This is a genomic window from Methylorubrum suomiense, from assembly GCF_022179765.1.
GTDB classification, from domain to species: Bacteria; Pseudomonadota; Alphaproteobacteria; order Rhizobiales; family Beijerinckiaceae; genus Methylobacterium; species Methylobacterium suomiense.
In genome coordinates this window covers 75,675-92,318 of record NZ_BPRE01000016.1, presented here as the reverse complement: position 1 = coordinate 92,318, position 16,644 = coordinate 75,675, and the positions used below count along the sequence as shown (strand labels likewise).

Below are 16,644 nucleotides of genomic sequence, written 5' to 3'. Positions count from 1 at the left end.
GAGAGACGCGCCCGTCAGTTCGAGCGCGAGACCTCGACGAGGTTGTCCGAGAACGACGGCGCGTGGCCCATGTCGGTGAAGGCGCCCGAGGAGATGCTGTTGACCGTGCCCTCGTTGAGCTGGCGCCAGTAGCCCAGCGTCGCCACCACGATGCCGGCATTCACGTCGTCGGTGATCCGCGCCACGCCCTTGAAGGCGCCGCGGTCGTTGCCGACCTGGACCCGGTCGCCGTCACGGATGCCGCGGGCGTCGGCGTCGGCTTGGTTGATCATCACGAACTGCTCGCCCTGGCCCTTCTGCTTGTCCTCCATATTCGCGTAGCAGGAGTTCAGGAAGTAGTGGCTCTTGGGCGAGACGATGTTGAGCGGAAAGCGCTTGGCGAGCTCCGGATCGTTCGTGTGGGACTCGCGCGGTCCGAGATAGTCGGGCAGCGGGTCGAGCGCCTCGCCGGGCTGGAAGCCCTCGTACATCTGCCGGAACGGGGGGGCGACGAAGTTCGTGGCGCCCTCGACCTTCAGCATGCACTTGCCGGTGGGCGTCGGGAAGTTGCCCTCCTTGTGCGGCGCGCGGTCGTCCGGCGTGCCCACTTTGAGGCGGGCGAAGCCGTGCTCGCGCATATAGGCGAGGTCGATGCCCTCGCAGGCCGGCGACGACCAATCGACGTAGTGCTCGAGGCACTCGCTGTCGCTCCACTTGAAGTTCTCTTCCTCGAAGCCGAGCCGCGCCGCGAGCTGGCGGAAGATCTCGTTGTTCGGGATCGCCTCGCCGGGCGCCTCGGCGCACTTGGTGTTGTAGGTGAGGTAGAGGTGGCCCCAGGACAGGATCATGTCCTCCATCTCCGCGCCCATCGTCGCCGGCAGCAGGATGTCAGCGTAGGAGGCGGTATCCGAGATGAAGTGCTCGGCCGAGACCATGAACAGGTCCTCGCGCATCAGCCCCTCGACGATCTTGTCGGTCTCGGGTGCCTGCGTGACGGGGTTCGAGTTCCAGCACATCATCGACATGATCGGCGGGTCGAGCTGCATCTCGCCGGTCAGCGCCCGGCCGATCTGCAGGTTCGAGACGACGCGGGTGCCCTCCGGGATCAGGTCCGGGCGGCAGATGACGTCGAACTTGTAGGGATGCTCCCAGACGCCGAACTGGGTGATGCCGCCGCCGACATGGCGCCATGCGCCGGTCAGCGCAGGGATGCAGGCGACCGCCCGGATGGTCTGGCCGCCGCCGTAATGCCGCTCCAGCGCCACGCCGATGCGGATGCCCACCGGCTGCTCGGTCGCCATCTCCCGGGCGAGCTGACGGATATCGTCGGCGGAGACGCCGGTGATCTCGGCGGCCCATTCGGGCGTGCGGGTGGCGGCGCGCTCCTTCAGCTCCTCGAAGCCGACCGTGTGGTTGTCGACGTAATCCTGATCGACGAGCCCCTGCTCGATGATCGAATTGATGAGCGCCATGGCGAGCGCGCCGTCGGTGCCGGGCTTCGGCGCGATGTGCCAGTCGGCGGCCTTGGCGGTGCGTGAGGCGTAGGTGTCGATCACGACGACCTTGGCGCCCTTCTTCTGGGCATCCTTCACGATGGCCCAGTGGTGCAGGTTCGTGCTGATCGAGTTGCAGGCCCAGATCACGATGTATTTCGAGTGGATGTAGCTGTCCGGATCGAGGCCGGCGGTCGGGCCGACCGTGAGGAGCCACGCGGTGCAGGAGCCCTCGCCGCAGAAGGTGCGCTCGGTCACGGTCGCGCCCAGGCGGTTGAAGAAGGCGTCGCCGCCGTTCAGCCCGTGCACCAGACCCTGGTTGCCGAGATAGCTGTAGGGCGCGATGGCCTGCGGACCGTACTGGTCGATGATGGCCTTCCAGCGCGTGACGATGGTGTCCAGCGCCTCGTCCCAGCTGATGCGCTCGAACTCCTTCGAGCCCTTCGGGCCGACCCGCTTCATCGGGTAGAGCAGCCGGTCGGGATGGTAGTGGCGCTTCTCGTAATCCTTCAGCTTCACGCAGAGGCCACCGCGGGTCATCGGGTGGTCCGGATTGCCGCGCACGCCCTGAAGCTGTCCGTCCTTGACGTCGAACAGCATCGAGCAGGTATCGGGGCAATCGTGCGGGCAACCTCCGAAGAACGTTTCCGTCAGGCTCTCGGCCTCGGCGACGATCAGGGAGTCCGGCTTGACGATCTCGTTCATGTGTCCTCCGCGCTCGGGCCGGGCCTCGTTCGACGGGCCGGTTTTCGATGGCAGGAGGCAGCATGCCTCATTTCAAGAATAATTCAAAACGGGCATCCGGCGCCGGCACGATAGCGCATGGTGACGTGACGAGGATCGGGACCGCGGCGACGCGGTCCCGGAGCGTGACGGGTCAGCCCTCGCGCACGAGGATCAGCGTGGCCAGCGGCGGCAGGGTCAGGCGGAGCGAATGGGACTGGCCATGGCTCGGCTCGGCGTCCGCCTGGACGCCGCCCATATTGCCGACATTGGAGCCGCCGTAGCGCTCGGCATCGGAGTTGATCGCCTCGCGGTAGCGCCCCCCGCTCGGCACGCCGACGCGGTAGCCTTCCCGCACCACGGGGGTGAAGTTCGAGACCACGATGGCGATCTCGCCCTCGTTCTTCCCCTTGCGGGCCCAGGCGATGACCGAGTTGTCGGAATCATCCGCCACCAGCCACTGGAAGCCGCCGGGCTCGACGTCGCGGCTGTGGAGGGCCGGCGTCGACGTGTAGACGTGGTTGAGGTCGCGGATCAGATCCTTGAGGCCGCCATGGAGCGGATCCTCGAGCAGGTGCCAGTCGAGCGACTGGTTGTGGTTCCACTCCCGCTCCTGGCCGAACTCGCCGCCCATGAAGAGCAGCTTCTTGCCCGGATGGCCCCACATGAAGCCGAAATAGGCGCGCAGGTTCGCGAATTTCTGCCAGCGGTCGCCGGGCATCTTGCCGAGCAGTGAGCCCTTCCCGTGCACGACCTCGTCGTGGGAGAGCGGCAGCACGAAGTTCTCGGAGAAGGCGTAGAGCAGCCCGAAGGTCAGGTTGTGGTGATGGTAGCGCCGATGGATCGGATCCTCGGACATGAACTTCAGGGTGTCGTGCATCCACCCCATGTTCCACTTGAAGCCGAAGCCGAGGCCGCCGGTATAGGTCGGGTGCGAGACCCCGGGCCAGGAGGTCGATTCCTCGGCGACCGTGATCGTGCCCGGGGCGTGGCTGTAGGTCGCCTCGTTGGTCTTGCGCAGGAAGTTGATGGCGTCGAGATTCTCGTTGCCGCCATACTGGTTCGGGATCCACTCGCCCGCCCGGCGCGAGTAGTCGAGGTAGAGCATCGAGGCGACCGCATCCACGCGCAGGCCGTCGAGATGGTAATGCTCCAGCCAGAACCGGGCGTTGGCGGTGAGGAAAGCCGAGACCTCGTCGCGGCCGAAATTGTAGATGTAGGTGCCCCAATCCTGGTGGAAGCCCTGGCGCGGGTCCGCATGCTCGTAGAGATGCGTGCCGTCGAACAGGCCGAAGCCGTGGGCGTCGAGGGGGAAGTGGCCCGGCACCCAGTCGAGCAGCACGCCGATACCGGCCTCGTGCGCGGCGTCGACGAAGGCGCAGAACTCTTCCGGCGTGCCGAAGCGGCTGGTCGGCGCGAACAATGAGACCGGTTGATAGCCCCAGGAGCCGTCGAACGGGTACTCCGTGATCGGCAGCAGCTCGATATGGGTGAAGCCGAGTTCCTTGACGTAGGGGATCAGGCGCTCGGACAGCTCCTTGTAGGTCAGGTAGCGGTTGCCCTCGCCGGGCACCCGCGCCCAGGACCCGAGATGGACCTCATAGACCGACATCGCGGAGTGGCGCGGATCGCCCTTGCCGCGGGATTCCATCCATGAGGCATCGTTCCAGGCTGGCTCTCCCAGACCGTGCAGGATCGAGGCCGTCTGCGGCGGATGCTGCGCCCGGAAGGCGAGCGGATCGGCCTTGAGCGGCTGCAAGGCGCCGTCGGGACCGCGGATCTCGAACTTGTAGTTCTGACCGGCGGTGAGGCCCGGCACGAACAGCTCCCAGATGCCGCCGTTGCGCCACAGGCGCATCGGGTGACGGCGCCCGTCCCAATCGTTGAAGTCGCCGACCACGCTGACCCGGCGGGCATTCGGCGCCCAGACCGCGAAGCGGTAGCCGTCGATGCCGTCGAGGGTGCCGGCATGGGCCCCGAGCACGCGGTAGACGAGGTTGCTGCCGATCTCGCGCAGGCCGTCGATCTCGTGCTGTTCCAGCGAGGGACCGAAGCCGTAGGGATCGTGGCAGCGCGCCGTCGAGCCGTCCCAGGCCTCGACCTCGATCTCGTAGAGCGGTCGGCCCTCGCTCTTCACGCTGGCGACGTAGAATCCGTCGGGATGCACGCGCTCAAAGGGCAGGCTCTGGCCGCCGGTGAGCAGCCGGGCGCCCTTGGCCTCGGGCAGGATCGCGCGGATCTCCCAGGCGCCGGGACCGACTTGATGCGGTCCGAGCACGCCGAAGGCGTCGCCGTGATCGGCGGCCATCACCGAGGCGACGGCCTCGGGGGACAGGTGCGTGTCGCGGGGCTGGGAGACGGGGCGACCGGCGCGCGGTGCGCCGCCCTCTCCGGCCAACGATTCAGGAGACCGGGGGGCTGACGCCGCCTCGGCCACGCCTGACCTGTTCGGGACGTCGGCGGCCGCGCGGCCCTCGTTCGAGGCTGCCGCCGGGGAGGTCGCCTTGTCGTCCAGAGCCGTCATGCAGTCACCTCTTCCGATGCGCCGTCTAGGTCTGCTTCGATGTGACAACGAGCCGGGGGGCTTCGCGCTCCGCCCCGCCCGTCGCTTCGTTCATTCTCTTGAGCCGGACCGGCATGGGGCCGGTCCGGCCCTCACGCGGCAGAGATTAGGCCGAGGCGCGGTCGCGCTTGGCCTCGTCCAGCATGTTGAGAACCCCGCGTGCCGGGATTTCGATCCAGTCGGGTCGGTTGTTGACCTCGTAATCGACCTCGTAGAGCGCCTTCGCCAGGAGGCTCAGACGCAGCAGCCGCCGATGGGTGTCGGCGTCCTCGACCGCCGCTTGGCTGCCAGCGACGGCCTGACCGTACCCGTCGAGGAACGCTGCATCGATCATGCCGCGCCACGCGATCGAGGCGTTGCGGGCCCGCTCCGCGCTGTCGCCGAAGCGGGCGGCGATCTCGCGCACCACCGTCTCGGCCCCGTAGGCGAAGGAGCGCAGCATGCCGGCCACGTCCCGGAGCGGCGTCGATTTGGCCCGGCGCTGCTCGACCGGTCGCGAGGGCTCGCCCTCGAAATCGACGATGATGAGATCCCCCTCCGAGGCCAGCACCTGGCCGAGATGGTAGTCGCCGTGGATGCGCGTCTTGGTGGCGCCCCGCAGCGGCCCGGAGGCCAGGTCTCCGATCAGCGCCTCGACCTCGCCGCGCCGCGCCGCGAGCGCCTCGGCGGCCGAACCCGGCGACCAGGCGGTGATCGCGTCGAGCCCGCGGAAGGCGCGGGAGGCCTGATGGCGGGCGTCGTCGGCCAGGGCCTTGAGATCGGATTCCGTGAACGGCTCGACCGCGAAGGCCGGGTCGTCGGTCGGGGTGGCGAAGGCCTTGTGCAGCTCGGCCGTGCGCTGCCCCAGCAGGATCGCCCAGCGCAGATGCGAGGCGAACGCTTCCTCCGGCGTCGGCGCCTCGCTCTCGGGTGCGAGCACCACGGTGTCGAAATCGCGCCGCAGCCCCTCCAGCATCAGGGTCCAGGCATCGCCCTGATTGAGGACGAATTTCTGAAGGAGCGCGAGCGCCGTGCGGGTGCCGTCCTCGGCAACGTGCTCGACCACGCCGAGCAGCGCCGGCGTGTTGGCGAAATGGGCCTCCTCCGTGAGGAAGCGGCCGATCTCGATCTCCGGATGCGTGCCGGGCTGGAGGCGGCGCAGGAGCTTGAGCATCATCCGGGCGCCGATGGCGATGGAGGTGTTGCTCTGCTCCGCCGAGAGGCGGCGCACGTCGGCGGCCTCGAACGGCACTTCCGGATCGTAGGCCGAGGTCGTCGAGAAGACGATCTGGCCGCGCTCGGAGGGGATCGTCGCGCCGTCGCGCATCGCCTCGATCAGGGCGATCGCGAAGGGCGCGGCAGCGGCGGCCTCGTAGAGCAGGCCCGTGCGCGGGCCCCGCCGCACGCGGGCGACCGCGTGATCGAGCAGGGACTCGTCCTCGCGGCCCTCGTCGACGGCGAGCGGCACGAAGTAGTCCTGGCGCTCGCCGTTCGCCAGTGTCACGGCGACCCGCGGCAGCAGGAACTTGCCCTCGCCCGCATCGTCCTTGACGATCGCGCTGTCGTCGACCTGCACGGCCTTGATGCGCGAGCCCTTGGCCCCGAACCAGCGGCGCGAATTGATGAAGGCCGGGGCGACGGTGCGCTCGAAGGCGGTGCGCTCTCGACCCTTGATCAGGGTCTCGACGCCGCCGGTGAGCACCAGCGTGAACAGTTCGGGCGTCGCCGGCTGCGGGCCGATCTCGCCGGTATTCGCCGCCGAGAGCGAGAACCAGTAGAAGCCGTAGGCCGGCAGCGTCAGCAGGTAGGGCAACTCGCCGATGGCCGGGAACTGGCTGCCGCCGGTGAGCTCGACGGGGATCGCGCCGCGCAGGTCCGACAGGTCGAGCTGCACCGCCTGCGGCGCCCGCGAGAGGTTGGCGACGCAGAGGATGCGCTCGCCCTCGTGCTCGCGCAGCCACGCCAGAACCTTGCGGTTCGTCGGATACAGGAACTGGATCGCGCCGCGCCCGAGGGCGACGGAGTTGTTGCGGATCGCGATCATGCGCCGCGTCCAGTTCAGCAGCGAGGTCTGGGCCTGGGTCTGCGCCTCGACGTTGATGGCGTCGTAGCCGTAGATCGGGTCCTGGATCGCGGGCAGGAACAGCTTCTGCGGATTGGCCCGCGAGAAGCCGCCGTTGCGGTCGGGCGACCATTGCATCGGCGTGCGCACGCCGTCGCGGTCGCCGAGATAGATGTTGTCGCCCATGCCGATCTCGTCGCCGTAATAGAGCACCGGCGTGCCGGGCATCGACAGGACGAGGGACTTCATCAGCTCGATCTTGCGCCGGTCGTTCTCCAGGAGCGGCGCGAGGCGGCGGCGGATGCCCAGATTGATCCGGGCGCGCCGCTCGGCGGCGTAGAACGACCAGAGGTAGTCACGCTCTTCGGCCGTGACCATTTCGAGCGTCAGCTCGTCGTGGTTGCGCAGGAAGATCGCCCATTGGCAGCCCTCGGGGATCTCCGGGGTCTGGCGCATGATGTCGGTGATCGGGTGCCGGTCCTCGCGGGCGATCGCCATGTACATGCGCGGCATCAGCGGGAAGTGGAATGCCATGTGGCATTCGTCGCCGTCGCCGAAATACTGCGCGGTCTCCTCCGGCCACTGGTTGGCTTCCGCCAGAAGCATCCGGTCGGGATAGCTCTCGTCGAGGGCCGCGCGGATCGCCTTGATGACATCGTGGGTCTCGGGGAGGTTCTCGCAATTCGTGCCGTCGCGCTCGATCAGGTAGGGGATCGCGTCGAGGCGCAACCCGTCCACGCCCATGTCGAGCCAGTAGCGCATCACCTCGATCACGGCCTCCAGCACGGCCGGGTTGTCGAAGTTGAGGTCGGGCTGGTGGCTGTAGAAGCGGTGCCAGAAATACTGCTTGGCGACCGGGTCCCAGGTCCAGTTCGAGGCCTCGGTGTCGAGGAAGATGATGCGCGTGTCGCCGTACGGCTCGTCAGTGTCCGACCAGACGTAGAAATCCCGCTCCGGCGAGCCGGGAGGGGCCTCGCGGGCGCGCTGGAACCAGGGATGCTGGTCCGAGGTGTGGTTGATGACGAGCTCGGTGATGACGCGCAGGCCCCGCTCATGCGCCGCCGCCACGAAAGCGCGAAAGTCCTCCATCGTCCCGTAGGAGGGATTGATGTCACGGTAATCGGCGATGTCGTACCCGTCGTCGCGCAGGGGCGACGGGTAGAACGGCATCAGCCAGATCGCCGTCACGCCGAGGTCGCGGACATAGTCGAGCTTCTGGGTCAGGCCCTCGAAGTCGCCGATCCCGTCATTCGTCGAGTCGAAGAACGACTTGACGTGGATCTGGTAGATGATGGCGTCACGGTACCATTGCGGATCGCTGCGATCGATCATCGCGTCGCTGCCTCACGTCACTTCGAGAGCGGGGCCGGCGCGCACGGCGCCGGGCTGCGAGCCTGCTGAGCCCGCTTCTTGGCGAGAACGCGACGGACACGCCGCTTTCTGCCGATCTCACGTCGGAGCCGGTTCAAACAACCCGGCGCGGGCGGATGCGCCAGACGATCGCCGAGCGTTCGGCGGGGTCCAGCGCGATGCGGTGGCTCTTGCCGTAGAGCTCGAACGTGTAGCCCTGCAGCAGATCCTCGACCTCGACGGCACCGTCGTCGGGCAGGCCGAACAGCCAGAGCGGCACCTCGTAGGTGCATTCCTGGCGGTTCTTCGGGTCGAGATTGACCATCACGAACACGCAATTGTCCCGCTCCGGCGTCACCTTCGCGTAGGCGATGATGTTGTCGTTGAACGCGCCGGTGAAGTGGATATTGCGGAAGTCCCACAGGGCCGGGTTGTCCCGGCGGGCCTGATTGAGCTTGATGATGTGCTCGCGAATGTTGCCGGGGCGGTGGTAGTCCCACGCCTTCAGCTCGTATTTCTCCGAGTCGAGATACTCTTCCTTGCCCGGATACGGCGCGGCCTCGCACAGTTCGAAGCCGTTATAGATGCCGTAGATCGATGAGAGCGTCGCCGCGAGCGTCGCCCGCACGATGAAGCCCGGCCGGCCGCTCGTCTGGAGATAATACGGATTGATGTCCGGCGTGTTCGCGAAGAAGTTCGGGCGGTAGTACTCGCCCATCTCGCCGGCGAGTTCGAGCGCGTACTCGGTCAGCTCGGCCTTCGTGTTGCGCCACGTGAAGTAGGTGTAGCTCTGCTGGTAGCCGGCCTTGGCGAGCTTCTTCATCATCTTCGGCCGGGTGAAGGCTTCGGCGAGGAAGATCGCGTCGGGATAGGCGGCGTTCACCTCCCCCAGCATCCACTCCCAGAACGGGATCGGCTTGGTGTGCGGGTTGTCGACGCGGAAGATGCGGGCACCGTGGGCGCACCAGCCGAGCACGATGTCGCGCAGCTCGATCCAGAGCGAGGGCAAGGCCCCGCCGTAGAAGTGGACGTTGGAGATGTCCTCGTACTTCTTCGGCGGATTCTCGGCGAATTTCAGCGTGCCGTCGGGCCGCCACTCGAACCATTCGGGATGGTTCTTGATCCAGGGATGGTCCGGCGAGCACTGGATCGCGAAGTCGATCGCGACCTCCATGCCGTGGGCGTGGCTCGCCGCGACCAGCTGGCGGAAATCCTCCAGGGTGCCGAGTTCCGGGTGGACGGCCTCGTGGCCGCCCTCCTCCGAACCCACCGCGTAGACCGAGCCGACATCCCCCTCCAACGCCTTGAGGGTGTTGTTCTTGCCCTTGCGGTTGGTCTTCCCGATCGGGTGGATCGGCGTGAAGTAGAGCACGTCGAAGCCCAGTTCGCGGATCTCCGGCAGGCGCGCGATCACGTCCTTGAAGGTACCGTGGCGGTTCGGGTCGCCCGATTGCGAGCGCGGGAAGATCTCGTACCAAGCGGAGAATCGGGCGGCCAAGCGGTCGGCGATGACCGGCACATGCACCGGATAACGCGAGAGGTTCACCCGCTCGGCGTTGCGCCGGACCAGCGAGGCGGCCTCGGGCGCCAGGATCTTCTGCAGGATCGCGGGCGAGCCCTCGGGCTCCGCCGCGAGCGACGCGATCAGGGCTTTGAGCCGCTCCTTGTCGCGGCCCTCCGCGAGGTCGGCGGCGATCTGGACGAGCTCGACGCCCTCGATCGTCTCCAGCCGCACGTCGACGCCCGCGTCGCGCTTCTTCAGCGTGTCGCGGACCCAGGACGAGAAGCCGTCGCGCCACGCCTCGATGGTGAACTCGTAGCGGGCGTTCTTCTCCAGCGGGAAATGGCCGGCCCAGCGGTCGTTGTCGACGAAGATCATCGGGTCGCGCCGCCACGTCGCCGCGCCGACGACGCGGGAGAGGATCGCCGCGTTGATGATCTCGTGGCCGTCGGAGAAGATGTCGGCCTCGACCCGCACCTGCTCGCCGACGACGCGCTTGACCGCCGAGCGACCGCCGTCGATCTCGGGACTCACCGCCTCGATGACGACGCGGCCCCGGCCGTCGGGCGTGGTGGAGGGCGGGGGCGCGGCGACCTTGGCGCGCTCGACCACGAGAATGCGCAGCTCGCCGGGCGTCAGATCGATGCTGGCGCCGGGATGGAAGGCGATCGGCTCGGCATCCGGTGTGCGGTCGAGGAAGCTGCCGAGCAGGCCGCCGGTTCGGGCGATCAGCGCGCCGGCATCGACGGGCGCGGGCGTCTCCCCGGGATTGTAGAGCACCAGCGTCGCCGAGTTCGCGGAGGCCGCGTGGCCGGTATCGGTGCGGAACAGGGCGACGAAGGGGGCGTCGGGCGCCGAGAGACGCATCTGCGCCCCCTCGACATTGGCCGCCGGGACCTCGGCCTTCAGGGCGTTGATCGCGGCGATGGTGCCGGAGATGTCGATGCCGGTCTCGTGCTCGCGCGAGCCGGGGCTCGTCTCGACCACGTGGAGCGCGCGGCGATAGCCCCATTCGTAGCCGATCGGCATCAGCACGCCCGCCGAGAAGAAGGCGGCGAGCGCGTAGCGGGCCTTGAGCCGGGCGGCCACGGCCTCGGGCCCGCCGGGGATCTCGGCGGCCAGCCGCGCCATGTCGTGATTCTCGGGGAAGGCGATGGAGGGCGCCACCACCCGCAGGCGCTCGTACTGCTCCAGGGCCCAGGGCGCCTTGAGGTTCCACCAAGCGAAGGAGTTGAACAGGTAGTCGAAGCCCGCGCCCGCCGTCGCCTGCGCCTCCTCGAAGGTGCAGCCGAGCGTCTCGGCGGCGAACAGGGTTTGCGGCTCGCGCGCCTTGGCGGACCGGATCAGGGCGCGCCAGACATCCGGCGGCACCTTGTAGGCGGCGTCGCAGCGGAAGCCGCGCACGCCGAGCGTCTGCAATTTGGCGATGTAGCCATCGAAGATATGCGTCAGCTCCGAGCGCGCGTGCTCGGAATGATAGTCGAGTTCGATCAGGTCGCCCCAGACCGTGCGCTTGCTCGGATCGTCGGGATCGATCGCCGCCGGACTGACCGGCTTGCCCTCGTTGTCGCGCACGAACAGGTCCGGCCGCTCGTGGAGCAGGCGGGCGTTGTCGGCGGTGTGGTTGATGACGAGGTCGCTCATCACCGCGATGCCATGCGCGGCGGCTTCCCTGCAGAAGCGGGCGATCTGCTCGTCGTCCGGTGTCCCGTCCTGATCGCGGAAGCGGTCGTCGAGGCGGTCGAGATCGGCCACCGCGTAGAGGCTGCGCGAGCCGCCGGTCTGGTGGAAGGGGTTGAGGTAGATCCAGTCGAAGCCGAGCCCGGCGATCCGCGGCAGCTCGGCGGTCCAGGCCGAGACCGTGCCGACGAGGAGCGGGAACAGGTTGTAGATGCGCGGTCCCTCGGCGCGGGGCGCGAAGGCGGCGGGCAGCGCCACGGTTCCCGCGTCGGTCCGCGTTGCGGGCGTCACGGCGGTGTTCGGTGCGTTCATTCTCGCCTCCGTCTTCTGGCTCGGGCGTCGTTTCGCGTGATGGTCGGCGGTTCAGTCGTGAGACGGGCCGTCAGGCGGTCCGTCGCAGCACCAGATAGGGCAACGTCCCGAAGTGCCGACCGAGATCGAGCCGGCCGTCGGCCGCCTCGACGGTTTCGCCGCCGATCACGTCGGTCCAGCGGCTGCCCTCGGGCACGGTCAGCGTCGTTCCGGCGAAGGCCTTGCCGTCCCACGCGCCCTCCGGCGTCAGCCGGGCGACGAGGCGGGGCACGGCCACGATCAGGTCGTCCTCGCCGGAGGTCGCCGCCGAGCGGGTGAAGGCGATCACGTGCTCCGCGCGCTCACCCTCGGCGGCGAGCGGCCGGTAATCGGCATCGGCGTAGAAGGCGGGCCGCGCGGCGCGGTCGATGAGGAGCCGCGCCAGCGTCGCCTGCTTGACCCGGCCGTCAGCCCAGGATGCCATCAGCGCGGCGGGCGCGGTGCCCGCCTCCAGGGACCGTTCGCGGGCCGGATAATCGACCGGCCGTCGGTTGTCGGGATCGACGAACGAGAAGTCCCAGAACTCCGTGCCCTGGTAGGTGTCGGGGATGCCCGGCAGGGTGCATTTGAGCACCGTGCGGCCGAGGCCCGCGATCATGCCGAGATAGGCCAGACGGCGGGCGAAGGGCCGCAACCGCGCGAGGCAGTCCGAGCCCGGGGCCACCAACGCGGCGAACAGCCCGTGGACCGCCCCCTCATAGGCCTCGTCCACGTTGACCCAGCTCGACCGGCGCTTGCTCTCGCGGAGCGCCTTCTCGGCATAGGCGTCGAGGCGCTTCCGGAAATCCTCGATCTCGCCCGCGTCGTCGCCCTCCAAGAGTTCCAGCGGCCATGCGCCGAGGATCGCCTGGAGGAACATCCACTGGTCGTTGGCGTCGGGCGCCGCCTCGCCCTCGACCTGGCGGATGTGGGGCGCGGAGGCGCGCCGCCACGTGTCCCAGGCGCGGGCCCACTCCTCCGGCAATTCCGACAGGGCGAGCTGGCGCGAGCGGGCATCCTCGCCGCGCTTGGTGTCGTGGGTGGCCGTGGTGATCATCGCGTTCGGCCAGTCGCGCGCCCGCGCCGTCTGGAGCGCGTGGAAATGCTCCAGATCAATCCCGTACTCGCCGGGATCGCCCCCGACCTCGTTGAGCGCCAGCAAGGGCACATAGCGGTAGAACAGGGTGTCTTCGAGGCTCTTGGCCATCACCGGGCCGGTGAGCTGCTGGAAGCGGCGGCGGAAGCGCAGGACCACGCCCGGGTCCGGCTGGCCGGCGCCGCCGACATCGATCCGGCCGAGCAGGGCGTTCGCGGCGAAGTCGTGCACCGAACGGTCCGGCAGGGCGCTCCAGCGCTTGGCCTTGCGCACGGCGCCCTCGATCAGGGCCACATCCTCGTCCTCGACTTCGGTCTCGTCGAGATCCCCCGGCAGATACGAGCGGTAGACGGGGAAGCGCGCCACGATCTCGATCAGCGCCCGGCGGATGGCGTTGGTCGAGAAGTCGCGGGTGCGCCGGTCCGCATCGGCGATCTGCTTGAGGTCGCCGGTCATCACCTCCAGTTCGGAGGCGAAGCTGATCTCGAGGATCTCGGCCTTGGCGGCGCGGAACTGGAAGCCGTAGGGCTCGTCCACCTCCGTCGCCCAGGCGTAGAACTTCTCGATCCGCGATCGCAGTTTCTGATCGACGAGGATGCCGTCGAGCTGGTTCAGAACGTCGTAGCCGGTAGTTCCGGCGACCGGCCAGTCCCGCAGCTTCTCGCCGGGTTCCAAGATCTTCTCGACCACGATGTAGAAGCCGGGGCCCACCGCCGCCTGGAGCGCGCGGGCATAGCCGAGCGGATCGGCCAGCCCGTCGATGTGATCGATGCGCAGGCCGTCGATGCGGTCCTCGCGGATCAGGCGGAACAGCAGTTCGTGCGACTTCTGGAAGACGTCCGACAGCTCGACGCGCAGGCCGGCCAGCGAGTTCACGTCGAAGAAGCGGCGGTAGTTGATGTCGCTCGACGCGATCCGCCAATGGGCCAGTCGGTAGCTCTGCTGCTCGAGCAGCCGATGCAGCGGCCCGAAGGAATCCGGATAGTCGCGGTTGCCGTTGAGCAGGTGCAGCGCCCGGTCGATCGCCGCGGCGATCTGCGGCGAGGCGCGCACGGCCCCGGCGAGGTCGCGCTTGAGCGCCTCGGCCGCCTCGGGCAGGGCGCGGCGGCGCTCGGGGTGCGTCTCCTCCCCCATGGCGCGCAGCTGCTCGGAGATCTTGAGCACGTCCGCCGACATGTCGTCGCCGATCTCGCCGAGCGCGGCGAGCGCCCGGTTGAGGATCGTCGGATAGTGGAGCGGGCAGATCGGGAACTGGTGCTCGTAGTGCCAGACGCTGAAGGCGCCGGCCGCTTCGTCGAACTTCAGTTCCAGCGTGCCCTTCTCCAGCGCCTCGCCGTAGCGTTCGCCGAGGAAGGGAATGACGAGCTTGCCGTTGGCGCCGAGGCGCTCCCAATCGATGTCGTAGGCGTTGGCCTCCGGCGACAGGCCGCCCCATTCGAGGACCGACAGCCACCAGGGATTGTCCGCCCCGCCGACGCCCATGTGGTTCGGCACGATGTCGAGCAGGAGCTTCAGGCCGTGCGCGTGCAGGGCGTCGGTGAAGCTCCGGAATCCCTCTTCGCCGCCGATCTCCGGGTTGATCTGCGAGTGGTCGACGATGTCGTAGCCGTGGGTCGAGCCGGGCCGCGCCCTCTGGAGCGGCGAGGCGTAGACGTGGCTGACCCCGAGCTTGGCGAGATAGGGGACGATCTTTTCCGCGTCCGCGAAGGTGAAGCCCTCGTGGAATTGCAGCCGGTAGGTCGCCCGCGGCGGGGCCGAACTGAGCCGTGCGGCGCCTGAGCGGGGGCCCCGTTCCTCGGCGGAGAGGGCGGCGGCCAGCTTGGCGAGCGGCCCGCCCGGCGCGGCGATGGCCTCCAGATTCCGGTCGAGCTTGCGCCGCCAGTTCGGGTAGCCCTCGGTCGAGCCCGGCACGTTGGCCTGGGACAATTCCCCGACCACGTCCTCGTACTGGACGGCGGTGAGGATCGAGGGCGCGCGGGCAAGGTAGCGCGCGGCGGCCTCGAAGGGGGCGTGCTCCGGCGGCTCGGCGCTGGGGAGAAGCTGCTGCGAGGCCAGGGCCTCCGCGAGGCGCCAACGCTCGGTGACGCGCTCGACGCGCTCGGCCTCAGCCCGTTCGGCGTCGTAGAGGCCGAGCGACTGGCGCGTATCGGTGTCGACGCCGCGCCACCAGCCGACGAAGGTCGGCAGATCGTGGGTGGTGATCGCGGTGAGCGCGTCCTTCGGGTAGGCGTCCGGGCTCTTGAAGGCGCCGCCATGCTCGCGCTCGAAGGCGAGGATGCGATAGCTGAGGATGCCGGACGCCATCAGGGCGTCGGAGAAGCCCTCGGGCGCCGTGCCGAGATCCTCGGCGATGACGAGGCACTTGGCGCGGTGGCTCTCCAGCCGCAGGACGGCGAGCATCGGCTCGAACGGCATCAGGACGTAGGCGCCTTCACGGGCCGATTTGCCGAGCGGGATCAGGAACAGGCGGGCGAGCTGGAAGGCGTGGTCGATGCGGATGGCGCCGGCATGGCGCATATTGGCCTTCACCAGCGCACGGAACGCCTTGAGGCCGTCGCGCTCCATCTCCAGCGGATCGAAGGCGGGCAGGCCCCAATCCTGCCCCTTGGGCGCCAGCAGATCCGGCGGGGCGCCGATCGACACGCCGTTGGCGAAGCGCTCAGGGTGAGACCAGATCTCGGAGCCGCCGCGATCCGCGCCGACGGCGAGGTCGCGGTAGAGGCCGAGCCGCATGCCGGTCGCCAGCGCGAGTTCGGAGGCCGCCTTCAGCTGGCTGTCGGCGAGGTATTGCAGGAAGACATGGTAGCCGATCCTGTCGGCGTTCTCCGTGGCGAAGGCCGTGACGGCCTCCGTCCCCGCGCGGCGAAACGGCTCCGGCCAGTCGCCGAGCCAGTGGGCGCCGTTCTGACGGAAATGTTCGGACAGGGCGTCGAAGGTCGCGTGCGATTCGAGATCCTCGCCGCCCTCGCGGCGGAAGGCGGCGAAGTCGGGATCCGCGCCGCGCCGGGCGTCCGAATCCTCCCAGTAGGTCTCGAGGATGGGGGCCAGCACCTCCCAGACGCCGGCATGATCGACGAGGGCAGTGTCGCGCAGGGTCTCGATCCGGGCGCGGTGGGTCTCCAGAATCTCTGCCGCGCGGCTCCCGGCGAACCCCGGCAGGACGCCGGGCTCGATGTAGAGCGTCTCCAGGAACAGCCGCGAGGACGGCGAGTAAGGGGAGATCTTGCCGCGATCCGACGGAAACAGCGCGTGGGCCGGGCTCAGACCCAGGAACGAGGCCCCGCGCAGGCCCGCGTCCCGGGCGGCGCGCCCGGCATCGGCGTACGTGCCGATGCCGAGATTGTCGGGCGAGCGAAGGCCGTAGAGCTGGGTCGCGAGGCCCCAGTCGCGGGCCCCGTCCTCGGCATAGGCGCGCGGGCGCCAGCAGCGCTGCGGGGCCGAGACGATCCAGGTATTGGCCTTGCGCTCGCCGAAGGACACGGTGAGACGATGATAACCGGGCGTCAGCGGCGGGAGATCGAAGCCGATTCCCTCCGCGCCGGGCGTCAGCGCCGCGCGGCCCTCGCGGGCACGGTCATGCTCGTCCACGAGGCGCCACGTCACGGTGCCGCCGGTGGCCTCGATCCGAAGCGGCACGCGCAGGGTCCGGCGCGCCTCCGCCGCGAGCAGCGGCGGCGCGATGGCGGCGCGCACCGCCTCCACCGATTCGAGGCTGCGCGCGATCGCGCCGTCATCCCCCGCGGGGAAGCCGAGGGCTTCGAGCATCCCGCGGCGGACCTCCAGCGGCGTGTCGACCCGTTGCCCGAAGGCGTCGGTGAAGCCGTCGGCGATGCCGACGAGGGCGGCGAGTTGTTCGAGGAGACTCACGTCGGACACGCCCACCTTCTC

At 68.9% G+C, this 16,644-nt stretch carries 5 protein-coding genes; all 5 read right to left on the bottom strand.

Features of this window, described 5'->3' with window-relative positions:
• Positions 1-14 precede the first annotated feature (14 nt).
• The gene (locus tag MFF26_RS21480; protein WP_137830648.1) at positions 15-2,177 is read right to left on the bottom strand and encodes a molybdopterin-containing oxidoreductase family protein; all 2,163 of its coding nucleotides are present in this window, start codon (positions 2,175-2,177) and stop codon (positions 15-17) included.
• Between the two features lie 172 nt (positions 2,178-2,349).
• On the bottom strand, positions 2,350-4,719 hold the full coding sequence (gene glgB / locus MFF26_RS21475; protein ID WP_238308508.1) for a 1,4-alpha-glucan branching protein GlgB: 2,370 nt from the start codon (positions 4,717-4,719) through the stop codon (positions 2,350-2,352).
• A 145-nt stretch (positions 4,720-4,864) separates the two neighbouring features.
• Positions 4,865-8,131, bottom strand: a complete 3,267-nt coding sequence (treS, locus tag MFF26_RS21470; RefSeq protein WP_137830646.1) for a maltose alpha-D-glucosyltransferase — start codon at positions 8,129-8,131, stop codon at positions 4,865-4,867.
• Positions 8,132-8,264: 133 nt separating this feature from the next.
• The gene (locus tag MFF26_RS21465) at positions 8,265-11,642 is read right to left on the bottom strand and encodes a maltotransferase domain-containing protein (RefSeq protein ID WP_137830645.1); all 3,378 of its coding nucleotides are present in this window, start codon (positions 11,640-11,642) and stop codon (positions 8,265-8,267) included.
• Positions 11,643-11,712: 70 nt separating this feature from the next.
• Complete coding sequence (locus MFF26_RS21460) at positions 11,713-16,638, bottom strand: malto-oligosyltrehalose synthase (RefSeq protein WP_373324515.1); 4,926 nt, start codon at positions 16,636-16,638, stop codon at positions 11,713-11,715.
• Positions 16,639-16,644: the final 6 nt, after the last annotated feature.

Excerpts from the sequence above, each read along its gene's own strand:
- MFF26_RS21480 (WP_137830648.1), bottom strand. The coding sequence starts at position 2,177 with ATGAACGAGATCGTCAAGCCGGACTCCCTGATCGTCGCCGAGGCCGAG.
- glgB (WP_238308508.1), bottom strand. The coding sequence starts at position 4,719 with ATGACGGCTCTGGACGACAAGGCGACCTCCCCGGCGGCAGCCTCGAAC.
- treS (WP_137830646.1), bottom strand. The coding sequence starts at position 8,131 with ATGATCGATCGCAGCGATCCGCAATGGTACCGTGACGCCATCATCTAC.
- MFF26_RS21465 (WP_137830645.1), bottom strand. The coding sequence starts at position 11,642 with ATGAACGCACCGAACACCGCCGTGACGCCCGCAACGCGGACCGACGCG.